Origin of the sequence: Desulfosporosinus meridiei DSM 13257 (genome assembly GCF_000231385.2) — a bacterium.
Taxonomy (GTDB): Bacteria; Bacillota; Desulfitobacteriia; order Desulfitobacteriales; family Desulfitobacteriaceae; genus Desulfosporosinus; species Desulfosporosinus meridiei.
Genome location: NC_018515.1, coordinates 2023442 through 2048234, shown reverse-complemented (window position 1 = coordinate 2048234; position 24793 = coordinate 2023442). Strand labels below are relative to the sequence as shown.

At 41.5% G+C, this 24793-nt stretch carries 23 protein-coding genes; 3 read left to right on the top strand and 20 right to left on the bottom strand.

All coding sequences use genetic code 11. The features are described 5' to 3' along the window. Positions 1-44: 44 nt before the first annotated feature. From DESMER_RS09360 to DESMER_RS09335, 6 genes are all read right to left on the bottom strand, one after another. Complete coding sequence (locus DESMER_RS09360) at positions 45-1133, bottom strand: Ger(x)C family spore germination protein (RefSeq protein ID WP_014902805.1); 1089 nt, start codon at positions 1131-1133, stop codon at positions 45-47. Next, the gene (locus DESMER_RS09355; protein WP_014902804.1) at positions 1130-2251 is read right to left on the bottom strand and encodes a GerAB/ArcD/ProY family transporter; all 1122 of its coding nucleotides are present in this window, start codon (positions 2249-2251) and stop codon (positions 1130-1132) included. The genes DESMER_RS09360 and DESMER_RS09355 overlap by 4 nt, the downstream gene beginning before the upstream one ends. Before the next feature lie 4 nt (positions 2252-2255). Then, positions 2256-3743 (bottom strand): spore germination protein, encoded by a 1488-nt coding sequence (locus DESMER_RS09350; RefSeq protein WP_007787644.1) that lies wholly within the window; start codon positions 3741-3743, stop codon positions 2256-2258. Between the two features lie 338 nt (positions 3744-4081). Continuing rightward, a complete protein-coding gene (locus DESMER_RS09345) occupies positions 4082-4285 on the bottom strand; it encodes a DNA-directed RNA polymerase subunit alpha C-terminal domain-containing protein (RefSeq protein WP_042333594.1) in 204 nt (67 codons plus the stop codon). Positions 4286-4731: 446 nt separating this feature from the next. Further along, positions 4732-5076 carry a hypothetical protein gene (locus tag DESMER_RS09340; RefSeq protein ID WP_014902803.1) on the bottom strand — a complete coding sequence of 115 codons (345 nt, stop codon included), beginning with the start codon at positions 5074-5076 and terminating at the stop codon, positions 4732-4734. A 109-nt stretch (positions 5077-5185) separates the two neighbouring features. After that, on the bottom strand, positions 5186-6004 hold the full coding sequence (locus tag DESMER_RS09335; protein WP_014902802.1) for a hypothetical protein: 819 nt from the start codon (positions 6002-6004) through the stop codon (positions 5186-5188). 282 nt (positions 6005-6286) lie between these two features. Between DESMER_RS09335 and DESMER_RS09330 the strand changes: the two genes are divergently transcribed. Next, positions 6287-7150, top strand: coding sequence for a tyrosine-type recombinase/integrase (locus tag DESMER_RS09330; protein ID WP_014902801.1), 864 nt, complete (start codon positions 6287-6289; stop codon positions 7148-7150). After that, complete coding sequence (locus DESMER_RS09325; RefSeq protein ID WP_014902800.1) at positions 7143-8309, top strand: IS91 family transposase; 1167 nt, start codon at positions 7143-7145, stop codon at positions 8307-8309. Before DESMER_RS09330 ends, DESMER_RS09325 begins: the two co-directional genes overlap by 8 nt. 356 nt (positions 8310-8665) lie before the next feature. Here DESMER_RS09325 and DESMER_RS09320 read toward each other — a convergent pair whose 3' ends face one another. Both DESMER_RS09320 and DESMER_RS09310 read right to left on the bottom strand, forming a co-directional pair. Further along, positions 8666-10117, bottom strand: coding sequence for an SMI1/KNR4 family protein (locus DESMER_RS09320; protein ID WP_014902799.1), 1452 nt, complete (start codon positions 10115-10117; stop codon positions 8666-8668). A 380-nt stretch (positions 10118-10497) separates the two neighbouring features. Then, entirely contained in the window at positions 10498-10689 is a 192-nt protein-coding gene (locus DESMER_RS09310) for a hypothetical protein (protein ID WP_014902798.1), read from the bottom strand. Between the two features lie 444 nt (positions 10690-11133). Here DESMER_RS09310 and DESMER_RS09305 point away from each other — a divergent pair, with 444 nt between their 5' ends. Next, positions 11134-11691, top strand: coding sequence for a GNAT family N-acetyltransferase (locus tag DESMER_RS09305; protein ID WP_014902797.1), 558 nt, complete (start codon positions 11134-11136; stop codon positions 11689-11691). Between the two features lie 361 nt (positions 11692-12052). Here DESMER_RS09305 and lpdA read toward each other — a convergent pair whose 3' ends face one another. The 12 genes from lpdA to DESMER_RS09245 all read right to left on the bottom strand — a co-directional run bounded on the left by lpdA (position 12053) and on the right by DESMER_RS09245 (position 24786). Then, the gene (gene lpdA, locus DESMER_RS09300; protein ID WP_014902796.1) at positions 12053-13450 is read right to left on the bottom strand and encodes a dihydrolipoyl dehydrogenase; all 1398 of its coding nucleotides are present in this window, start codon (positions 13448-13450) and stop codon (positions 12053-12055) included. 163 nt (positions 13451-13613) lie between these two features. Next, positions 13614-15242, bottom strand: coding sequence for a sodium:solute symporter family protein (locus DESMER_RS09295; RefSeq protein WP_014902795.1), 1629 nt, complete (start codon positions 15240-15242; stop codon positions 13614-13616). 55 nt (positions 15243-15297) lie between these two features. Next, complete coding sequence (locus tag DESMER_RS09290) at positions 15298-15735, bottom strand: OsmC family protein (RefSeq protein ID WP_014902794.1); 438 nt, start codon at positions 15733-15735, stop codon at positions 15298-15300. A 402-nt stretch (positions 15736-16137) separates the two neighbouring features. Continuing rightward, positions 16138-17886, bottom strand: coding sequence for a sigma 54-interacting transcriptional regulator (locus DESMER_RS09285; protein ID WP_014902793.1), 1749 nt, complete (start codon positions 17884-17886; stop codon positions 16138-16140). 124 nt (positions 17887-18010) lie between these two features. Continuing rightward, positions 18011-18376 (bottom strand): glycine cleavage system protein GcvH, encoded by a 366-nt coding sequence (gene gcvH / locus DESMER_RS09280; RefSeq protein ID WP_014902792.1) that lies wholly within the window; start codon positions 18374-18376, stop codon positions 18011-18013. Between the two features lie 302 nt (positions 18377-18678). Next, positions 18679-19083, bottom strand: coding sequence for a cobalamin B12-binding domain-containing protein (locus DESMER_RS09275; RefSeq protein WP_242831075.1), 405 nt, complete (start codon positions 19081-19083; stop codon positions 18679-18681). A 19-nt stretch (positions 19084-19102) separates the two neighbouring features. Then, positions 19103-20863: an acyl-CoA mutase large subunit family protein gene (locus DESMER_RS09270; RefSeq protein WP_014902790.1), complete on the bottom strand. Its 1761-nt coding sequence runs from the start codon at positions 20861-20863 to the stop codon at positions 19103-19105. Positions 20864-20865: 2 nt separating this feature from the next. Then, complete coding sequence (meaB, locus tag DESMER_RS09265; RefSeq protein WP_014902789.1) at positions 20866-21825, bottom strand: methylmalonyl Co-A mutase-associated GTPase MeaB; 960 nt, start codon at positions 21823-21825, stop codon at positions 20866-20868. 47 nt (positions 21826-21872) lie between these two features. Next, positions 21873-22619 (bottom strand): SDR family NAD(P)-dependent oxidoreductase, encoded by a 747-nt coding sequence (locus DESMER_RS09260; RefSeq protein ID WP_014902788.1) that lies wholly within the window; start codon positions 22617-22619, stop codon positions 21873-21875. Positions 22620-22909: 290 nt separating this feature from the next. After that, a complete protein-coding gene (locus DESMER_RS09255) occupies positions 22910-23089 on the bottom strand; it encodes a hypothetical protein (RefSeq protein WP_014902787.1) in 180 nt (59 codons plus the stop codon). A 73-nt stretch (positions 23090-23162) separates the two neighbouring features. After that, entirely contained in the window at positions 23163-23438 is a 276-nt protein-coding gene (locus tag DESMER_RS09250; RefSeq protein WP_014902786.1) for a hypothetical protein, read from the bottom strand. 127 nt (positions 23439-23565) lie between these two features. Next, positions 23566-24786, bottom strand: a complete 1221-nt coding sequence (locus DESMER_RS09245; RefSeq protein ID WP_014902785.1) for an FAD-dependent oxidoreductase — start codon at positions 24784-24786, stop codon at positions 23566-23568. Positions 24787-24793: the final 7 nt, after the last annotated feature.

The following is a 24793-nucleotide window of genomic DNA, read 5'->3' as shown; positions in this document are numbered from 1 at the left end:
GTGATTGTCCACTAATCAACGACCAATCTTAATTCATCCATCACTTATTTGTTCACATTCGTCATTGTTTGGAGATCAAGCTGATAATTGATCTGTAATTCCATATTCCCCCATTTCCTTAACCACTCTTCGTCCTTGATTGGTTGCGAGAAGGGGGTAAGCGAGTGTGTCCCCACTTGTAAAGGATCAACTTTCCACTGTTGCATTTTCTGTAGTAACGCAGTTGTTTGTTTTTCCAAATAGGATTTGATCTCTTGATTAAGGTCCTCTAATTCGTCACTATCGACTATATTTTTATCCCCCCGGTACTCCTCGATTCTGCCAACCAAATTCACCTTAATTGAAATTGACGAGTAGTCTGGAGCTAATTTTATAATAACCTTTGAACGAATCTGACCTAAAGAGACGGCTAAGGACGGAATCGGTAAGAGTTTGAGGTAATAATCGTTATTAAGGAGTTGGAGAATTTGATCATTCATGTCGCTGATGGTTGCAACTAATTTGTCATCCTTGAAAAAGGCAGTTCCATTGTAGATGAAATTTTCTTTGTTAACTTTAAAAACAGGCAGTATGGGATCTGAAAATGGAGAGTACAACCGTTTCAAGAATTGATGCAAATTAATTACAGTGATATCCCCTTGATTTTTTGTTTCATAATGTTTAAGCATGCGATAAAGAAAATAATCTAGGTTTTCTTGTTTATCTACTTGATTTCTGATGTAATCATCAAAATTTCCTTTGATGACCACGAGATAGAGCCGTTGGGAGATATCGGGATCTGTGAGAAGGGTGTCGATAAGGGGAAGAATCCCTTTTTTGGCAAGCTCTTCGCTGATAAACAACATTCTGAGTTGTCCTAATTTCAATTCGCGATAATAAACTAAATTAAAGTCCTTTCTTCCCTGTTTTAATAGATTAACTTGAAGGGTGAGCATACTTTTCTTCTCATTGATCAATGGCGGCAACAATGTGCTTATTTTCAATTTACCTGACTCACCTTCTTGGATAGACCAGAAAATAACAGGAGCGATTTCTTCGACCGTATTGTTCTCCACAAAAAAAGAAGAACATCCGCTCAAAAAGACGATATTTATTATTATCATCAATAAAACTACTCGTTTTATATGCGTCATACTTTGAAACGCCCCTTCAGTTTAGTGGCTACCAGAAGGAAGGCCGGAACTAAAAGGTAGGTGAATGCTCCTACTCCAATCTGAAGGTTCAGCCAAATGTTCTGTTCTTCGCCGGATTTCCAGAACCACTCATTGATTACGAGGATACTTACAAGAATTATTATAAAACTTGCCGCAAAACCCATTCGTGTGGTCTGTCGCACCCCTTTTCCCAAGAGGATTCGGATAGCCCCATAAAATAATAAAATGAAAATTGAGTTAACAAATACAAGGACAAACAGATGGACCGAGATCAAAACTATATCAATTCGTTCATAGGCAGGAAATTGCAGGTACCGAACCATATCAAGTACAGGATACTTCGTTTTGTCTAAGTAATTGGAACCAAAAAATAATAGCGATGATATAAATAAGACTAGATATTCTAAGACTGAGATCGTATTGCCGATCGTCAAGTATTTTAGCATCTTTTGCTTTGGCCTTAGCCAAGGAGTCAAACATACCAAAAATTCAACTCCTGACAGTGAGGACCAAACCAATAACAACCCTTTCCAAGAAATTGCCGACCATTCCGGCGGCATCAAAGGATATAAATCATGCATAGAAGCAATCGGCGGAAAGAAAAATGAATAATATATGATCACCATCCAAATTGTACTTAGAAATGCGATCACAACAAAACGTATGGTATTCTCCATCCCTTGAGAGGCTAGGTAAAAGCAGACTATAAAGATGGAAAGAATTAACCAATTGGAAGTCATCGAGGGAAATATATATTGGTGCGCGATTTCCACAAATCCCAGTGTCATTACAGTTATTCTGAGCGAGATTAGAAACAAACCAAGAAAAGCAAATACTCTAACCGTCCTTTCACCTAATAGCTGCACGAATCCTTGATAACCCTGCACTGAAAAATCAGATGAAAACCACTTGGATAACAGCATCAAATTAACTTGCGACAAGATTCCTACGGCCATAATCCCCATAATCATATAAGGATGAACTAAATGCCTCGGCATGATTATAAAATAGTAAAGCATTTGCATTCGATTGACCATCAACATGAAATAAACGCCGCTAAAGGGAGACGATTTTTCAAATAACGAAGGTGAGGGCAAGTGATCATCTCCTTCGGCTGGATCGCCATTTCTGCAGGGGATATAAAGAAACAGGACGCGTCTTGATCCACTGCAAGGGTGCGCGAATAAAAAGATCCTTCCAATCGCTCATATGTAAAGGAGCAATTGGGGCAAAGTAAGGCTGTTTCAGTGATGTAAGCCCATTCAAATGAACGAGAACTATAATGAACCCAAGTGCCATACCAAATATTCCAAGAATTGACGAAAGTAGCATAAAAGCAAATAAAAGTAGCCTGTTAGCTTTGACCATCAGATAATTGGGAACTAAAAACGAAGCAATTGTGGAAATACCTACTGTGACAATTAACACTTTACTTGCAAATCCGGCTTCAACAGAAGCCTGCCCAATGACAATCCCGCCAATTACTCCTAAAGTTTGTCCAGTCTTCGTAGGCATTCGAAGACTGGCTTCAATTATGATTTCGATTATGATTAACATTAGAAATGCTTCCCAAAATGGGGTAAAAGGCAATTTGCTTCTGGATTCTAATAAAACGAATAGCACTTGAAGGGGAAACATCTGATAATGATGTGTGTTTATAGCGACATAGAGAGGGATCATGGTCAGCGAAAGAAAAAAGCTTACAAAGCGAACGCCACGCAAAAAACTTCCAATCAGCCATCGATGGATATAATCGTCGGGAGAGATAAAGAGATCAAAAAATGTGATAGGGGCAATTAATGCAAATGGAGTATTGCCAACCAAAATCGTGAGTTTTCCGGCGCCCAAAGCATAAACACATGAGTCCGGACGGTCTGTCTGTTGGAATTGGGGGAAGATACTATGAACGTGATCCTCCATAAACGCGGCAACTTGAGATGAATCTAAAAACAAATCATAATCAATAGTAAGAATTTTACTTTTCGCAATGGTAATTAATTCAGGATTAGTCAATCCCTCAATGTACATAAGTACAATCGGTGTTCTAGTTAGAGAACCGACTGTGAACTTTTCCGTTTTGAGTTTCGTCAGTGGTAGCCGCCTTCGAATCAGTGTAACATTTTGTTCTATTTGTTCACTAAAGCTATCTTTTGGACCGAATAAAATGGTTTCCGTTTCAGAGGATTCAATGGAACGGCTTAATGGATTTTCTAGTTTAATGGCCAACCATTGGTCCTCACTACGATCACGAAGAAGTATCGCCCCCTCCATCAGTTGCCTCTGAGCCTCATCTAAGTCATTGACTTTCGATGCTTTACAAACGTTTATACATTCGTGAATAGGGGCTGGAGAATGATGGATCAACGGTTCAATAATTTCATCATTCAAACGTTCTTGATTAATCAACGTTCTTATATACAGAAGTGTAACCTTATGGTCTGGATTAATTTGACGTTCAATGATTTCTGCATCATCCATGTTCACCACAATGTTTTTCAGAGTATCTAGTGTTAAAGTTGTATTTTCAACTTCCTTGTTAGGGTCATTTTGTTTCCGGTCGCTTCCACTTTTCCTCTTTTTCCAAAACATAAGCGGTCAACACCTTAGATTAATAATTTAGCGATAAAGGTAAAATATAGAATATTATTATTCGCATTTATTATGATTAGTTCCGCTTCATTTTATACTGGACAAGAAATTCAAAAAAGGCCCTGAAAGATACAATAGCCTAATTAAATGATACCTGCATAAATTTATTTGGAGGAGATCGCTGAGGAATTGAAAAGAATTTCGGTGATTGCGTCTTTACCCCGACAGGGATGTTCGCTAAACTCCCATTTAGTGATCATTTAGTTATTTACAAATGCCGCCCAACACTGAGGTTAGGTGGCATCATTGACCAATCCTTCTAAAAGAGATAAAAAACTTTACTCTTTCTTACTTGAAAAAATTATTCCATGCTCGTTTAAAGTTTGACGAATAACATTTATTGCATTTTTTCCTATTCCGTGTAACTCAGAGATTTCTTTTTCACTATATGATGAAAGTTGCTCAATTGTTGTTATACCTGCATTTTGAATTGCTCTTTGTGCTGGTTTGGCAAGTTTCTTAAGTAAAATTTCAATTTGCATATGTCACTCTCCTAGTTAATTCAATTTCGCATTGGTACTATCCTACAAATGCCGTGCAACTACATAGGAGGTGGGACGGCATTTATAGGATAGGTATATTGAACAATGCGTATTAACTATAATTATGAACGTCTTACTGAGAGGTACCTAACCAAATACGCAGTTTATTTATAAAACGGCGATTTACTTCATCTGTTGAATCATCACCTTTATATGAAGCGACAAAAGAGGCAGATTTCACTTCATTTCTAATATCCATAAATCATTTTCAATATACAACTTTGTTAACAGCTAGGTATTGTTCTGTAATTGCAAATGTAAGGTTAGTAATTCATCAATTACTGCTTTAATAATTAATTCTTCTTTCATAATCCTCCTTAAAGCTCCATTTCACTAGCGTTCTGGGGATTACCGCAGCATCATAATACATCACTCTATTTATAGTTTTACTTTGGATAATGAGCTGTCTCCTTTGCATCAGCCCCTTCGGGCAAATAAATTCTTGTTCGAATCATTCCGGCAAACTCCCCATCCTTAAAATAGCTACTATAGGTAATAACCATCCCAAAGGCTATTTTTGTAAAGGATTTTAATTCCCCGGATTTGAACCGCGATATAAAGTTGGCAATCTTTTGGCGATTTTCTTCTTTGTGACAATCTAAAGCCCACAAACCCATAACGGTTTTCCCATAGAACTCTTCCTCGAATTTATTGGCCCAGATCACATTGAAATCTGCATCTGTAACCAAAAGTCCCGCAGAAATATCCTTAAAAATCTCACCAAAATTCATTCCTATACACCTCCAGGATATAGTAAGTCCATTTATTTAAAAGGCTCCTTGCTAGTTAATAATGTGGAAGCCTTTGGGTCGCGAATAAGAATTAGCAGAAGTTACTAATTTAATTGTCTAGTTTGTCAAGAACCTCTTTTTGAACCAGAAACATACACTTGGAATTTGATTGGTAATTATAATACCTGTGGAAATCAGGGGCTAGATATCGAATACTTTTTTTGTTCTCTAAGTCGTACTCAATTATTTCTTTAATTGAATTAAAAGAGGTTTTTCTTTTCTCTAAGTTAAACTTATAAAAACAGTCTAAACCAAAATAGCTCTTTAATTCTGAAGACTTTGCTTCTACCTCTTTGGAAGTATGAAATGGAGTCTCCTGAATCATCACAGTGATGAAATCATCGTAATCCCGAACTTCAAATGCGGGAGCATTTAAGAATTTATCCCTACCCCATAAATTTATATATGGTTTCCCGAAGATGTTTACCCAACTAAAACCTCCAAGGCAGTCTTCTATACTTCTGCCTGACGTGTAGGTATCCCCATTGTAATCCAAATCTACGAACGCATAGCATGCCCTAAGCATAGCAAATAAGTCATTAACAAGTGTGGTAATAAACGTCAGGTCGGTTTTCTTAGATACCTCTATTATTAATGTTTGGAGAAGTGGTTTAGCGAAGTATTCACTTACACTTAATTCAATAACAAAGACTTTGCCTTTTATAGCTATACGCCCCTGTGAAATACAAACTTCAGCAACATCGCTTTTCAATAATGAATTATATTCAAACTTTGGTCTAGTTGCCGAAAGACCATATTTGATAGGCACTAAGTCTTTTAGTTCCAGATGCGTTATCAAATCAGTGATTTCTTCTTTCCCTAAGCTGACAAATGACTTAAAGCTACAGTGTAACCGATTCTTTGCCATTCATTATCACCCTCGTTATGCTAAATTACAGTGCCTCTATTTTCTTCTTTCAATAATTCAAAACCAAGTTATCCATATTTCTGCTTAGCATTGGTACTGTCGATGCATCCGACACCGAGGTAGGACGGTATTTTTTTATACTGATGGGTTTAAGAATAGCACTAAACCGCTGGCGCGGTGGTTTTCGTTAGTTTGTCTTTGCTGGTTAATCAAATATACTGTAAGCCTTTTAGCATCTCCTGTAAAATGTTAGAGATTTTACGTTAAAGGAGATGTTTTTCTATGACAAAGGAAGAGGTTTTAGCCAAATTAGTTTTCGATGTGGAACTTAGAGGGTTAAGTAAAAACACCCAGGCCGAGTATTACACCAAAGTAAAACTTTTTCAAGAACACTACAATAAACCTGCCACCGAGTTGGGCCAAGAGGATATTCGACAGTTCCTCCACTATCTCACGACAGAAAAAAAGTTAGCTTCTGGCTCGGTAAACACTTACAACAGCGCTCTTCGTTTTTTGTACGGTGTCACATTTAACATTAAGTTGAATCTAAGGCAAATCCCCCGCCACCGCAAACAACGTAAATTCCCCGAAATTCTTACCAAAGAGGAAATTCAGGCCCTTTTTGATGCCTGCGATAATTTAAGAGATAAATGCATTCTCATGACTCTTTATGGTGCAGGGCTTCGCCTTAGTGAAGTGGCTGCGCTTAAAGTTTCAGATATCGATAGCAGCAAAATGCAGTTGTTCATCCGTAATGCTAAAGGCAGTAAAGATCGATATGCTCTGCTTTCACAAGCCAACCTCGATATTCTCAGAACTTACTGGAAGGCTTATCGTCCTAAAGAATGGCTTTTTTACGGCAGAAATCGCAATAGTGCTCCGATGACCAGTAGAGCTATTCAAAATCTGTTCCATAAATATGTTATTAAAGCTAATATCAGCAAAAATGTAACGGTACACAGCATGAGACACTGTTTTGCAACTCATCTACTGGCATCGGGTGTCAGTGTTTTTCACATTAAACAATTGCTCGGACACACGGACATTGCATCAACGTGTTTCTATTTACATTTACTTAAAATCGAATCACTTAACGTGAAGAGTCCTCTGGATGAGCTTGTTGAATTGGATAAGGCTAATGGTTGAGGTTCAAGATATCTTCCTCAACTATGGCAATACTTATCGAACCAACCATAAGCTCACGCTGGTCCAGCATAAAGCGATGTCTGCTATCCAAAAATGCAGAACCTCACAGTTAGGCGGTCACAAGGAGGTTTGTGACAGTTGCGGGCATACTCGAATTTCCTACAATTCTTGCCGCAACAGGCATTGTCCCAAATGCCAAACTCTTGCCAAAGAACGCTGGATTGACAACCAGAAAAGTAATCTGCTGGATGTCGGGTACTTCCATGTGGTTTTTACAATCCCCGATTCACTTAATTCAATGACCTACCAGAATCAAAAAGCGATCTATACTCTCTTATTTAAGACCGTTGCTGAAACGCTTACTGAATTAGCGTCTGATAAAAAATATCTTGGCGCAAAAATCGGCTTTACATCGGTCCTGCATACCTGGGGACAGAATCTCATACATCACCCTCATGTTCACTCAATTGTCCCTGGCGGCGGATTATCTTCAATCGGAAAATGGGTAAACAGTCGAAAGAAATTCTTCATTCCGGTTAAAGTTCTCTCTCGGAAGTTTAGAGGAAAATTTCTATATTACCTTAAACAACTCTACTACCAAAACAAGTTAGAATTTCACGGTAGCCAAGCCGTTCTTGCCAACAATACGGATTTTGAAGAGCTGCTCTCTTCTTTATATAACAAAGAGTGGGTTGTTTACTGCAAACCACCGTTTAAAAATGCTACTTGTATTGTTGAATACCTGGGCCGGTATACTCACAGAGTGGCTATTTCCAACAAGCGCATCGTCGGCCTTGAAAAAGATACGGTGACCTTCAAATGGCGGGATTACAAGGATGACAGTAAGCAAAAGTTGATGACACTCTCTGCCGACGAGTTTATCCGTCGATTTCTGATTCATATTCTCCCGGATAGATTTATGAAAATTAGACACTACGGTTTGCTTGGAAATCGTAATAAGACCACCAACCTGAAGCTGTGCAAGCAGCTTACCCATACGCCTCTATTAACCAAGGAAAAAACCTCTACTCTACAACTTATCCAGAAGATTACCGGAATGGATTTATCTAAGTGTCCTAGCTGCGGTTCAGATAAACCTAAACAATTTATGAACCTTGGTAAATCTCCACCGATAACTCACGAAATTGTATATGTTTAAAAAATTGCCCTGATATGGGGAGGGGGAAGCTATGTCCATTTTTAAGTTATTGGGTACTACGCTGATACATTTGCAAACGAGTTTTTCGCTATTGTTTGTTAAAATCGATGGGTAACAAAATATTCAATCCCCATAGCGAGAGGGCCGGCGGTTTCGTGCTATTTTAGTTATCCAAAGTTAGGTTCGTTGATCCTCTTAGCATATGGTTTTTAGATACTCAAGCTCTCCATGTAGCTTGATTTTTTTATACCTAACTTCGGATAACTGCCTATGAAAAATGCGAAGTTGACGAAAGTCCATTCATACAAATTATGTGTGTTCCTATAGCACCCTTCCGCTTTCATGGCATACGGGATTTATTCAATATCGTAATCTGTAAGCATATCGTTTAAAAACGCTGAAATAGATTCCCAAGTTTCTATAGGATGGCAAGTTTCATGACTTATTCTGTGGACTATACAATCTTGCATTGGTGTTTGTCTAATATCAAATGAATACCAATCACCGTCAGGCGAATGCGCAAAATGCAGATGTGTCAAGGGGTAATCATCATTTACATTCATTAAATACTTTTGAGTTTCGATATTAAATTCAACTAAGTCTCTAGTATTTACATAGGTACATTCAGAATTTAAGAAACCACCATTAGAAACCTTTAAAACATCAATCCAATAACCTGGTATTAGTGCATTTAAGGTTTCTATTTCAGATTTAGTAATTGCCTTGTTAAAATCTTCTGATCTTGTTTTCTTTGAAACACGAAGTAATTTAATAGAATCCATAATCTGAATTACTTTAATAGGCTTAGATTTGAGTGAATATTCGTTCCATTCAACTGCCAGTTTCTGTTTTATCTCTTGTAACTCAAGTAAATTATAAAATGGTAATGGTACATCTTCTTTCCCATCAAGAATGTCACAGCCTTCGGGAACTTCTGTTAAAATTTGTATTGGCTCTATGTCCCTCTGGGAAATTAGTTTATGCTTTAATAAAATGTCCTTTGCCTTTTTACTTATGTAGAGCCCTCTCCATCTTGCCCATCCTTGATCTTTTCCTCTCCAAATATAAGCAAAATCTGCATCAGGGATGAATTTACTTAGGAATCTTTCGTAAGAACGAATTTCTAGTTCCTTTGGGTTAAATAAGCTTAATACTCCTTTTTGATTGCTATTATCAAACCTAATAAATTCGTGCATCTCTTTTTTATAAAACTCCCAAATCCCATGTCTATATTGCTGCGGCCTAAGCATATGCGACCCTCTAATATTAATTGGGTCCCACCAAGGATGATCAATCCCCCTCCCAATCGCTTCCATCGCAACTGGGAGATACCACTGTTTAGATTTATACCGCCCTATGTCTTTTATCCATACCCACTCCAGTCCTTTTAAGTCATATTCCTGAACAGTTTTTATGAATTCCTCGGAAACAAATTGATTATAGTAAAACCCAGAAGCCAAATGAATATTCTGTGGTATCCTATCTGCCTTACAAGTTATAATTTCGTTAACACTTTCAAAGTAAAATTCATTCTTGGATATTAGCTTGTACCATTCTACTTTATCTTCTTCGTCTTCAACTATTGTTTGCTTTAAAATCCCTATAAGCTTTGCAATACCATTTGTGATTAGTTCTTCCGATTTAGTTATAAAATCATTTGAAACTGGTGAGCTTAAGTTAAGCGTACTCCAGACACCACTTTCTACTCTCAAACCTAACGAACGAATAAACTCTTTGGAGAATGCATATTTTTCGTTCTCGCTACATTCAAACCTTTCTATACGAAAGGTTAATTCTTCTTTGATCAAAAGCTCCACCCCAAAATTCTATCCCAAAATGACTTATTTGTTCATATAAACTCAATATAGGATTTCCCGAAATAATTCTTCTATTACATCTTAGTCTGATGGGGCATCTTTCTATTACCTACTGCACATTATCCTACTAATGGTATTACAGTATAATCATAGGAAGCGGGGCGCATAGAAACATAACTGCAATTAAAAATCCGTATATTAAGATATTCCTTATTAACCTTTCTCTCGAAGTCTTAGCCTCTAATCTTTTGTTTTCCTTCTTGATTTGTATTTGAACATCTCCCAACTTACTAGCTGTTCCAAAATAGACCAAAGCTGGAGAAATGATTAGAATAACTAACCCAAAATAGTCTCTATTACCTTTGAAAAACTCAAGCATCCCTAAGATTGTAAATGGGAATAAGCGCCAGCCCAAAGGGTATTGCAATAATCCTCGTCTGAACACCTTTCCGAAGTGCTTTCATACAACCCCACGACACTAAAATTACCAACAAGAAATTCAACGCTGAGATAAAAGCTGCCTTATGGACTTCGTTGAAACTATCGAAAATTTCCACAAACATGATTGGCTCCTTTAAAAATACTGATACCTAAAACATGCCCCATGGGGGGCACTTTATGCTAAAGATCCAATAGCTGGGATTCCAAACCATCAGGCAAAATCCACCCCAGACATTCCGCACATGCACCCTATATGCCCTTAGACATTTAAATATGTCATACTCTGAGAGACTATTTATGAAAGTATAAAGGTAAACTTGAAATAATTATTATTTGAGTTCCACGAACTCCTTCCCCTTGGCTTGTACCAAGAATCTTACGCGCGTAAGATTCTTGGTACAAGCCAGGCCGCTTACCCCCGTCCTCCCATTACGTACAGTGCCAATATTGCAAAGGACCAGCAAACATACATTGGTTAAACTTGCCCTTCTGTAGGTGAAAAGGTCTTGTGTTTATAATATTATAGAAGGAAATATCGCATACAAAATTATCGAAAGGGCTTTAATATGAAGAAAACAGCCAATAATCATGACGCATCCGGATATATTCTAGAGAGCGCTCGCTTAAAGTTTCGCCAAATAACCCACGAAGATTTTGCTTCCCTTAAAGAAATGCTCTCTGACCCCAAGGTCATGTACGCCTGGGAGCATACCTTTACTGACGATCAAATTCATGATTGGATACAAACTCAATTATCCTACTACCGGCAAGACAACGCAGGCTATTTTGCTGCTATTGAGAAAACAACTGGGGCATTTGTGGGCCAGATGGGTCTCCATCGCTGTGAATTCAATCAGCAACGTATTTTTGAAGTTTGTTACATGCTCAAGCACCGGTACTGGCACTACGGCTATGCTTTAGAGGGTGTCCGGGCACTGACAAATTATGCTTTTAGAGAATTAAGTTTGCCTGAGGTCTATGCTCAGATCAAAACAAATAACGCCCCTTCCATAGCTGTTGCTGAATCAGTAGGCTTTGAAAAAAAGACAACCTTTATAAAGCATTATAACGGAAAAAACATGGAGCATCTCCTCTACTCCAAAACAAAAGAGTTTCTGCTTTAATACTCAGTTCCTTAAACACTTTCTCCCTCACCGGACGGTCCCAGAATCCGGTGTTCAAAGATACGTTCAAAATGTGGGTCTTTAGCATACTCAGCGAACAAAATCTTGACCAAAGCCAGACGGTTTCAGCGGCCACTGAAGAACCAAAGTGCTTCTGTAGAACAATTCTCTGCTTCCAGTCAAGACTTAGCGAAAATGGCCCAGGTTCTTCAGCTTGCTGTGGGCTGAGTTTAGCGTCTAGTAGAAAACCAAATCAGCACCCTACGTTTTCGACGCAGGGTGCCTTCGCACAAACTTACAAATCACTTATACATTCCTTTAGTGACACGGGCCACATCTATCCATAGCTCCCTCCCAGGCCTCATTCTTTTCCGCTCTCAATTAATCTCACTGCTTCTTCAGCTGCCTCCAACAGAGTTTCCGGAAGTGAGGGGTGGGCATGAATTGTGTCTGCAATATCGTTAACCACAGCTCCCAAATTAATGGCCAATGCTGCCTCAGAGATCAGGCTTGTTGCTTGGGGCCCAAGGATATGCACGCCCAGTATTTTGCCGCTCACTGCCTCGGCAACAATTTTAACTAATCCTTTATTTTCTCCCATGGCCAGGGCTTTACCGCTCCCTGTGAATTGAGACTTTCCGACAACAATCTTCAGGCCCCGGCTGACAGCCTCTTCTTCCGTAAGACCTACGCTGGCCAATTCCGGCGAGGTATAAATACAGCTGGGTATAACCCTATAATTCATGTGTTTTTGGCCGCCCATGGCATTTATTGCCGCCACTGTCCCTTCGGCGGATGCGACATGGGCCAGCAAAATTCCCCCAATTACGTCCCCTATGGCATAAATGTTGGGGATGTTTGTTTCCATCTTGGAATTAACTGCGATCTTCCCCTTTTCCACCGTGACGCCTATTTCCGGCAAACCCAAATTTTCATATTCCGGACACCGGCCAACTGCTACCAACACTTTATCCGTCTGAATCTCTTTAGATCCTTTAGGGGTCTCTACCTTAACCAGTAAACCCTCTGCCGATTTTTGAATTCCGGCCACCTTAGATTCCGTTAAAACAACGATCTTCTCCCGTGCCATTAACTGTTTTAAAGCATCGCTGACCTCTCTGTCCGAAAAGGGTAAGATTCTGTCCATTGCTTCAACTAAGGTAACCTTCGCTCCAAGTTTCTGGTAGATGCTAGCGAATTCAACACCGATTGCCCCTCCGCCGATGATCAAGAGTCTTTCGGGAATGCTTGCTAACATTAAGGCCTGGTCGCTGTTCATAATCCAATGTCCGTCCGGCTCCAGGCCGGGTATTGCAGCGGGCCGTGAACCGGTGGCTACAATAATGTTTCGCGTTTTCAGAACAATTTCTTCGGAGGGTGTCGTTACCGTTACTTCATCGATTCCGGTAACTTTCCCTTCTCCCCGAATAATTGTGATGTTATTACTCTTCATCAAAAATTCAACACCGGTATTGAGACGTTTAATAATCCCCTCTTTCCGGTTGAGGATCTTTTCCAGAGACACCGTCGCTTCGCTGATATCCACGCCAAAATCCTTGGCTTTTTTAACGCTTTCCAGTACTTCAGTGGACTTCAGCAAGGTTTTGGTGGGTATACATCCCAGATTCAGGCAGGTTCCCCCCAAAGCGCTTCTTTCCACAACCGCTACCTTGCCACCTAAAGCACTGGCTTTGGCAGCGGCCGTATATCCTCCGGGTCCACCGCCAATGACAATAACATCAAACCTTTCATTTTGCATAAAAATTTGATCCTCCTTTTATATCCTACAACTATCTTTTTAAAAAAATTAAGCTGGCAACGCCCTGAACCATTGCCAGCTTACCCCTGGGACACCTAAAACAATAAATTATTCATAGTTACTCACAAATTCCCGAGTGCAAAGGTGTTTCTCTATTTGAAATTCAAGCTGCTTGTTCGGCAGCGGCCGTCTCTGATTTTATGGGAACAATAAAGACCATCACATTCACAAAGATTGCCGTTACAATCAAGAAGAGATTTAAGCCAATTAAGCCTTTCTGGAAGAGCCAGTTAAATTGGGTTAACGCAGTAATTACAAATATAACCAAGGCAGCTGTTGACACAATCCCTAAAGTCTTTCTGCCGGAGGACTGATCAAATTTGAATTTCCACTGTCCGGCTTTCTCCGCCATGGAAACCAGTACCATGAGTAAGATATTAAAGGTCATACCAATAAACACCGGATGTATATTATAGAAAAACTTAACCGGGTCCCAACCACCCAAGGCATACCAGGTTAATCCAGAAATGAATCCTCCGACCAGGGCAGCTATCGCCCCGCGCCGGGTTGCCAAGGGCCATGCCAGGGCCACAAGTACCGGGGCGAAGGTCGATCCGTTCCGTAAAGTCCAGGCCAGTACATTCCACCAGGAAGCGTTTTCACTTCTCATGAGGCCTAATAAGATCATCTCAACGGTGAGGGCTGCCAAAGCATATTTGGTGTAAGTGACTTTGCGTTGATCACTTAAGGACGGGTTAATGGCACCCATTACGTCACGGCCAAGACTTGTGGCCCCGGAAAACTGGCAAGGGGCACCCCAGCCCAGGGCCGCAGCCCAAATTCCCAGAAAGAACACACCTACCAATGGGGCAGGCAGCACTTGAGCCAAATATTGAGGTATGGCAATCATCCCCCGGGCTCCGCCGGGTACCACGATAGCAGCTGACAAACCAAATAATACACCGAAAACAATGAAAAAAACATTTGCCCCAAAAGCCATCAGCAAGCCTTTTCTGCCCTCCTCAGGAGTACGGCAGGATAAGGCCATCTGAAAAGCTGCCTGAGCTACAAACACATTGATCAAAAAGGTAGCAAACCAGGCAATGATCACCTGCAAACCAGCATTGGTTGCAGAAAACATGGCGGGTTTGACGGCTGCTAATTGAACTAACCCGTCAAAACCCGGTTCGATAAAGAAGGCAATACCGCCCACGATAAACATGGCTGCGAAAGCTAAGCTATTCGCTGTTTGAGTCACAACAATGGACCACATTCCGCCTGACTGCAGAAAAATCAGCAGGGTTATACTTGTAATGGCGATAGACACAGGCAGGGATAAGGAGGTATAAACGTGAAGGCCCGATGCAAAAGCAAGGGCGGTTGCCACGGACCACATGGGAAAGGTAAAAGCAGTAATCGCGCCGCTCACACCCAGGGCCAGACGCCCGAATTTATCCCCGATTAAGCCGGAAACCGTCACCATTTTCAGTCTGCGCAAATTAGCAATTAACAATAGCGCAATGATTAAGACGTGAACCATTTCCGCTATACCGTACCAAGCTGCCGAAATACCTACTTTATAGGATAATTCCAAAACCGAAATGAACGACGATCCCGAAAATAAGCCCGTAATGCATACGAAGACCATCCAGGGTTTAAAGCTGCGTCCTCCGACCCAAAAGCTGTCACCGCCGCCGGATTCCGCTTTCTTTTTGGCATATCTGCTCAGTACTATAAGGACAACGGTATAGGTCAGCCACAATCCTACAATCCAAGCTCCGAATGAATTCATTAGCCCTCCTCCTTCATGTTACCTAATCAAGAATCTTATTCCCTAATGAATAGCACTAAGCTTCGTAGGGATGGATCGTGCCGTTAATTTCTATGGAATAGGTAATTTCCGCAACGTTTTTAATCATATTCGACGCTGAACAATAGACCTGTTCGGCCATTTGCAGAGCTTTATTCACCTTTTCTACGGGGATATTCTCTCCACTTAACCGATAGACAACCTGAATATCGCTGAACACTTTGGGATGCTCTTCTGCTCTATTGCCGCTGACTTCAATGTCTAAGCGGTCGTAGCAGACTCTCATTTTATTGAGAATGTGACCCAGCTCGATACCTGTGCACCCGCCCAGGGACATCAGCATTAGTTCCATCGGCCTTACACCTTCATTTTTACCGCCATAAATTGAGGAAGCATCCATAGGCACCTTAAATCCACCTTCATCTGTCCCTACAAATTTCATATTTCCTTCCCAGGTAATGTTTACTTTCGACATAACTAATCTCTCCTTTTGATGAATTACTTCGCAGCTCTATTCAGATGACCGCCGATTTAAGTTTTGTCACGACCCTCGTCTTTAACTCTCACCACCTTTTTAAGCACGCAATGTCCTTGTCCTTGTGATTACAATTGCAAGGACCATGCCATATCAGCTAAGCTATAAAATTTTTATATAAGACCTATCAGGAAAGTTGGCCCGCATGGGCAGCTGCCCTGGCTGCACGCTTTAGAAGGCAGGCACTGGAAAACTATCCTTGCGCTTAACAAGAAAAAACGTGGTGTCTAAATGCACCACGTAATAATCATTCCTCTATGACTTGAGAAAAACACTCTAGTCAACAGGGCTTTTTCGTCCCGTTCTATTTTTGCACCGCGTTTTCCATTTTTGCACCACTTCTTAGTCAGCGTAAGAAATACCTAATCCTCTAGCCTTCCTCAATAGCGTAGAATGGGCTACTCCTAAGACCTCTCCGGCACGACGCAGGCTATTATATTCCTTTAAAGCCTTAATAATCAACTCCGTCTCCACTATATCTCTGGCCTCTTTTAACGGAACAATCTGATCAACCGTTACCCGGAGAGGAGTTGAAGACTGATTGACCGAGAACTCCTCGGGCAACTGATCCGGGAAGATGGTATCCTGTTCGGACATGATGACCAGACGTTCCACCAAATTAGCCAGTTCTCTGATATTTCCGGGCCAATTATGTTCTTCAAGGAATTTATAGACCTCGTAGGAAAAATACTTTCGCATCTTATACCGTTCATTAACCTTATTCAAGAAATGCTTAGCCAAGGGTAAAATATCACTTTTCCGTTCCCGCAGCGCAGGAACTTTAATGGAAACAACATTAAGACGGTAAAATAGATCTTCGCGAAATTTCCTTTCTTTAACTAATTTCTCTAAATTTTTATTGGTGGCTGACAGAATGCGAATGTTAAGCTTAATAGGTACACGGCCGCCGATACGGTATATCTCCTGCTCTTGGATTGCCCGCAGTAATTTCACCTGAAGATTCAGGGGCATATCCCCAACCTCATCCAACAACAAGGTACCCCCGTTGGCCAGTTCCATCATTCCAGGCTTGCCTTCTTTATTAGCCCCAGTAAAGGATCCTCTCTCATAGCCGAACAACTCGGATTCCAGAAGATTTTCCGGTATCGCTCCACTGTTTATTTGTATAAACGGCCCCTCTACCCGGGGACTATTTTGATGAATAGTTTTAGCTATTACTTCCTTCCCCACTCCCGATTCGCCTACAATCAGCACGGTGGAGTCCACTCCCGATACTCGCAAAGCCTCGTTGACAACACGCTCCATAGCAGCACTATGATAAATAAGATCTTTCTGTTCTTTTACCCTAAGTGATTTCAGCTCATGAGAGTATTGCTCAGTCTGGAGTTTTAATTGATTAAGTTGGGTTAAATCCCGAATACTGATAACTACCCGAACAAGCTCGTCTAATTCATCAAAGACAGGACTTCCCGTAATAACTAACTCAGTTAAATGTTTGCCAGTATACCGCTCAAACATCACCTTGCCCTCTGCCATAACACGCTGATACACCTGAATAAGAGATTCCCGGCATACTATGGTTAGTTGCTCGATTGGTCCTCCCATGGGGTCGTGGTCAGAACCTTGTACTCTGAAAAAGCTCTTATTGACCATTTGCACTGAGCCTTGACTATCAACAACTATGATCCCATCATAAGATGCTTCAATAACACTTCTTAGTTCCTTGTTAATCTCATGGGCTTCAGCCAGTCTGTCCTCAGAGTTCATCAGAGCCCCGTGTACCTTATTTATTAGATCAATGCGAGTTAATACCCCAGTAAGCTTCTGCTCGTTGTTATAAATCAGCAGGCGGTCCATGGTTTGTTCCCGGATATCATGGAAAGCCGTATTTTCATCAATTATTTGTAAATGTTTCTCCATTATCTGGTCAACAGTGGTGGCAAACGTTGCCCCCTCTTCAATTGCTTCAAGTAAGCGAAAGACTGTTAGAATTCCCACAACGGTATTCTGGTCATTCACAATCGGAGCACAGTTAACCTTGGTTTGCCTGTAAAGATGACAAGCATCCCTTATAGTTTGACTATAATGCAAAGTCCGAGGATTCTCTAACATTATTTGCTTAACTTTCATGATGTCTCCCCCAATGTAAAATCCGACAATCTTAATTATTATAATACCCAATCTCACCCAAGGCAAAAAATATGTCCATTAAAAATGCCCTGTGATCTTATCTCACAGGGCCCCTTAGAGCTTGCTAGTTGGAGAGGCCGGCTATATATTCTTCTTTGGTCATCAATTCATCGAGTTCCTTGGGGTTTTCAAGCCGTATTTCTGCAATCCAAACCTCTCCCTCAGGGTCAGCGTTTAACATTTCCGGAGCATCCTCCAGTTCTTCCTTAATCGCCAATACTTCTCCGGACACTGGACAATATATTTCAGATGAAGACTTGACTGATTCAACTCTTGCAATTACTTCTCCAACTGCAAATTGATCATTTATCGCCGGCAGTTCTACAAAGACGATATCCCCTAGTTGCTTGGCAGCAAACTCTGTTATCCCCAGATAAGCTTTCTCCCCCTTTGACTCAACCCATTGATGTTCTCTGCTATACTTTTTCATAACTCTAGCTCTTCCCTTCTTGATAAATTAATTTCTTTTGCAATTACTGCTAATGCAATTATCATTCCAGGAGCTAGCAATTCAACGGACAACTTATAATTAAGGCAAAATTTGCATATGGAGCAAGCGGCATGGGCCAGATAAATTGACCTAAACAGATGGTAAATAAGTCCGCTGCCCGAAGGTTAATTGTCCATGAATCACGTCAATTGAGTCAAAAATTAAAGCCTGAAAAATGAAAGCCCCTCCCTTTTCACCCGCCAAGCTCATATAAACACTGCTTTACATCTGTAATGGCTGGATCAGTATAAAATATTAGCGGCATTTTTTATCACCGTTACTAATTCATCCCTTTTCGTGCCGCTAACGCAAACATCATAAAAACCCATTTCCTTAAGAATTTTAACATCCTGGGGCGGAATGACTCCGCCAATGAGAAAGGCCATACTTTGATCAAGGCCTTTTTCTCTGGCTAATTCCAAAAGGTGTTTGCCTGTACGCAAATGAGCTCCTGATAGTGAGCTGACGCCAATAATTTGGACGTCTTCTTCCATGGCTGCTTTGAGGGCATTTTCTGCAGTGGTGTTGCCCATATAGACAACTTCCATACCTTCTTCTTTTAAAATAGTACTCACGACGATGATTCCGCGATTATGTGTCTCGGGTCCGAGACAACACATTAAAACTTTAATTCTTCTATTTTCCAATGTTGCCCACCCCTTTCCTTTAAAATACACCCGGCCGTTTCCAAAGCCCAAAAACTTCTTTAAAAATCTTCCATTGTTCACCCACCGTACAACCTGCTCGAGCACAATTCACCGTATATTCCATGACGTTCTTACCCTCTCTGCAAGCTATTCGTAATTCATTAAGTGCTTTTTCAACCTCGGCACTATTTCTAGTCGTTCTGTGATCCTCAAGGCGTTGTAATTGTCTGGCCTCACATTCCTCAGGATAATGGAAGGCTTCAAAATCTTTTCCTTCACCACTTTTTTGGTAATTATGACCGACAATTTTAATTTCACCTTTTTCAATCCGCATTTGTTCTTTATACATATAATTGTATATTTTCCGGCTGAGATAACCGTTGGCAATAGCTTCCACATAGCCCCCTTGGTTCTCAATCTCGGTAATCTCTGCTAAGATTTTCTCTTCCATCTGATTGGTCAAAGCCTCAATGTAATAAGAACCACCCAAGGGATCAACAACAGCGGTAACTCCTGTTTCATGTTCAATAATTTGTTGGGTCCGTAAAGAAAGCAAGGATGCTTCCTCCGAAGGAACCGAAATTGCCTCGTCATAGGAATCGACATGCAAAGACTGAACCCCGCCCAAAACAGCAGCCAGCGCCTCAAAAGCCGAGCGAATAGCATTGTTATAGGGTTCTTCCCTTACTAAGCTGATACCGGAAGTCTGAAGATGACATCTCATCCAGGTTGACCGATCCTTCTTAGCCTTATACTTATACTTAAGGATTCTGTACCAAAGTCTCCTCATGGCCCGCAGTCTGGAGACCTCCTCGAAGATATCCATCCCTCCGGACCAGAAGAAGGCTAATCTCTCAGCGACCCAATCCACTTCGTAACCTCGACGAATCATTTCATCCAGGATGGCCATCCCGTGAGTTGCTGCTACAGCCATCTCTGTGACACCGGAAGTCCCAAATTCCCGGAAATTATAACCATTAAGCGTAATGAAATTCCATTTGGGCACATTCTTGCGGATGAATTCAATATTGTCACACTCAATCCGGAAACAGTCTTTAGGTGGAATATATTCAGAAGAATTACGAACCAGTTCTTCAAGGGTCATATCATTTTGGGAACTGCCTTTAAGTTGATCCCAAGGTACCCCTCTTCTTTCGGCCATAACCAAATACATGGGAAAGAGACAGGCAGTATTGGAAGGGTAGTGGGTAACGATGGAAGAAGTTTCTTTAGCAAGATCAATCCCTTCATAAAGCAATTCCCAGTCAGGAACATGGTTGACACTGACTCCGCAGGATCCGACAGAACCTTGGGCCATTGGGTCGTCACAATCATACATTTGAATCGTTGGCATATCAAAAAGGAGATTAATTCCTGTAGCTCCGTGATTCAGCAAATACTTTATGCGCAGGTTCGTGTCCTCCGGACCGCCAAAACCCACCAATTGACGTTGGGTAAAGGTACGGCCGCGATACATATTACTATGAATTCCCCGAGTAAAGGGAGCTTCGCCTGGATTTCCCAGTTGATCACAGTAATCCGTATCGGCAATATTTAAGGGCGTATAGATCATTTCCCGGGGAATTTCAGAACCCAGAACTGTTAGGGGAATATTTTCCCAATTGGCGAGATTCTGGGGTTTAACCCTTTCCTTTTTCCATTGCTTAAGCCCTTCTTGAACTTTGGCCAGATAAGTTGGGTCATAGACTTGACAATTTTCAGTTTTCTTCATAGTCTCTTGAAGTATCTCTAAGGTTGTTGGCTGTTGCTCAATTTGCATAATTAGTCACCTTCCTCATGTGTCTTGGTAAAAAACAATTGCAGAATTTCATCCGCGGCCTGATAAGGATTTAAACCCTCCTCTTGAACTCTTACTAAAATATTTTTAACTTCCTCAACTTCTAAAAAGCTTTCCCGCAAGTAAATCTTCAATCTTTCTTCTAGAGCACCATAGCAGGCATGTTCACGCTGCAGACGGGTCTGGCGTTCTTTTAATCCCGCTTGACCTAAAAATGTTCTGTGCCTTTGAATGGCTTCATCAAGGTCTGAGATCCCTCGGTCATTAAGGGCTTCCGTCAAGACAATTTCCGGAGTCCAGTCACTGTCTTTCCTCAAATAGAGCATCATTTGCAGGTCATCAACAACCTCTCGAGCACCTGGAAGATCAGCTTTATTGACCACTAATACATCGGCAATTTCTAAGATCCCGGCTTTTAAGGCCTGCATTTGATCCCCCAACCCCGGAACAGATACAACAATTTTTGTATCAGCATAACGAATGATATCCGCTTCCATTTGACCTACTCCTACGGTTTCGACGATGATAACCTCTTGCCCAAAGGCATCCATCAGTTTAATAATTTCACTTAACCTAGGAGCCAACCCCCCCAGCGCACCACGGGTGGCTAAACTTCGCAAATAAACACCGTCATCTTGATAAGCCCACTCCATTCGCACCCGATCACCCAGAAAAGCTCCCCCGCTAAAAATACTGCTGGGGTCTACACAGAGCACACCGACACTATAATCTTTACTTCTGAAATTACGAATCAACTTATCAACTAAAGTACTTTTTCCGGCACCGGGAGGACCGGTAACCCCGAGAACATATGCTTTACCTGTCAGGAGATAGATTGCCTTCATAATATCCAGGGATTTAGGGCTATCATTCTCGATCATCGTGATTAGCTTACTAAGAGCTATGCGATCTTTTTGGATTAAGCCTTCGATAAGTTTTTCCATCTCTGCATCTCCAATAGCAACTTTGTAAATATGCTTTTGCATGATCTCTAAATAAAATACCCTCCATTGATATCGATCACCGCACCTGTCATGTAGGCTGCAGAATCAGCCGCGACAAACACCACGACATCGGCGATTTCAGCCGGTTCTGCCAAACGGCCGGCAGGAATCTTGGCAATGAGTGCCTGAAGTTGTTCTTCAGGATATCTCATCATCATATCCGTTTTAATATAACCGGGGGCCAGGGCATTACAGGTAATTCCTTTGGCCATATTCTCAACCGCTGTAACTTTAGTTAAGCCGATTAAACCCGATTTTGTTGACGCATAATACCCTGTCCCAGAGACCCCTAGTCTAGCCGTAAGAGATGAGATATTGACAATTCGGCCATAATTATTTTGTCTCATACCAGGCAATACAGCTTTTGTACAGATGAAAGGCCCAGTAAGATTTACATTCATTACCGCATTCCAATTCTGTAAATTGCCTTTATGGATCAAACCGTCACGATTAATACCGGCATTGTTAACAAGGATATCGATACGACTGAAACGTGCCAGGATTTCCTCAACCATCTTATTGACTTCACTTTCTTGAGTCACGTCTGCCAGAAAAACCTCAGCCTCTGTTCCTATTTTACGAAGTTCTGAGACGGTCTCCCGGGCTTTTACTTCATTCAGGGAGAGATCGTTAATTGCCAGTTTAGCCCCCTCATTGGCTAAGGCGAAAGCAATTGCTTTACCTAATCCCTGACCGCTGCCTGTTACCAGAGCAACTCTGTCTTTAATTTTCATGGCTTACCTTCCTTTCGTCCTGATCTTTAAATCCCCTCTGCTGGCGGATTTTCAACTGCAACCTTGCTGCTACGAGTCTGCCTGTTGCTTTAGACCTTTAGACCTTTAGAGGGCTCATCTAGATTTAATGCAAAACATATGCCAGTATATTTTTAATATTCAGATAATAAAAGAGGCATTTTCATTGAGATTTTCAGACAATTATAGCTCAATAAAAATAAGCGATGCTCTATTGCATCGCTTTAGGTTATTTTGCAGGCAATCCCTGATGCTCCAGTTAATCAGTGATGCTACTTGGCATCACCAAAGTTTCTTTTCCATAAAGCTTCGATGCCGATTTCTATCCATATCCTTCCCCCCTCCAGGGTATGGTTCAGGGCGATGATAACATTCATTCCTTCCAGAAAACCCGGCTGGTGTTTCACACGAAGACACTGTTTTCGCACACGGATTACTCTTCCTGCAGACATTGTCTTCCCGCTGATTAGTACAAAAAAGTTCCCCCTAAAATTAGTCGGGGGAACAAAAATAATAAATGCTGGCCTATATCCTTCTACGTCTTTTGAGCAAGAAATCGGTTATTTCGTCTTCATTTCGAATTAATTTTTCCACTTGAGAAGCGACCTTTTCGAGTTCATCGTGATGCTGTTTGCCCAAGGTTTCAAGGTTATCGAAACGTTTATCATAGCCATCAAAACGTTCATCATAGCCATCAAAGCGCCTACCATGCTCAACGAGCTTTTCACTAATTCCCTCTAAACGTTTAGCGTTGTCTTCTAAATGTTTTAAGACTAACTCTTGAAACTTCTCATTATCCATCAGCCCACCCCCCACCACCCTTTTTATAATTTTAAGTATAACACAGTCATCAAACATTATTTTGTCTAAGATCGTAGAATCGTCAGAACCATCTGGTCAACACCGCGCCGTCTCAAAGAGGCTAAAACTATCCCACCATTACTTTCCAGTGTGCGGACGTCAAGACCTCCATGCCCTCAAGCCGGTGGATTTCCCTCCCCTTATCCAGCACCAGAACTGTGGGAACATTCTTTACCGCATATTTCTCAGCAAGATTTTTTTTCGTTGCTGTATCCAAGCTGACGATTTTGCAGTCCAGACCGTCTTTCCGGTTTATTTCCTCTAACACTGTGCGATAACTCAGGCTGGCATTGTCTTGAGCATTAAAGAATAGCAACAGGACTTTTTTCTCACTTTGCAGCACATTGCTGTTAAAGGCATCCAGTTCTTCGATATACCGCTCGGCTGCAACAGCCGCCGTTGCCCCGTCCCCGGTAGCCGAGACAACTTGCCGGAGATATTTTACCCGGTTGTCCCCCACCGCATAAATCCCAGCCAAGTTAGTTTCCATTTGCTCTGTAACAGGGATATACCCCCGTTTATCCATCTCCAGACCGCTGTCTTGAAGATAGCCCGTGGAGGGAACCATTCCTACAAAGAAAAAGACGCCCTGACAACTAAGCTCTGAAGTCAAACCGGTTTTCAAATTCCTGATTTTTACTGCCTCAACATTCTCTTCTCCCAGGACTTCTTCGACGGTTGAATTCCAGATGAATGCCATTTTTTCGTGATTAAAGGCCCGTTCAGCACTGACTTTATTGCAGTCAAGAATACCCTCGTCATGCAAAACGATGACCGTTACTTTACGAGCGAACTTGGCGATGAACATGCCTTCTTCAATGGCCTGGTCACCGCTGCCCACAACCACCACCTCGTCCCCTTCGAAGAACTCCGCATCACAGGTGGCACAATAGGCTACGCCCATACCCCGCAGCCGTTTTTCCCCGGGAATATTCAGCAGCCTCGGCTCGCTGCCACAGGCTAAGATCACCGCTTTCCCGAAAAGCTCCCGGCCCTTTTTCAGCACTACTTTCTTCTCTGCCTGGGAAAAATCCGTCCGGACCACCTCACCTTTTAAAAATTCCACCCCAAAGGTTTCGGCATGTTTCTTGAACTCCTTCATGAGATCCGGTCCGCTGATCTGTGGGTAGCCGGGATAATTGACGATTTCCCGGGTAGTGTTGACTAAGCCGCCAACCTCTCCCTTGTCGATAACCAAGGTCTTGAGTTTTGCCCTGCCGCCATAGACGGCAGCAGAGAGTCCGGCAGGTCCGCCGCCAATGATTATTAAATCATAGCTGTTTGCCATGTGATTC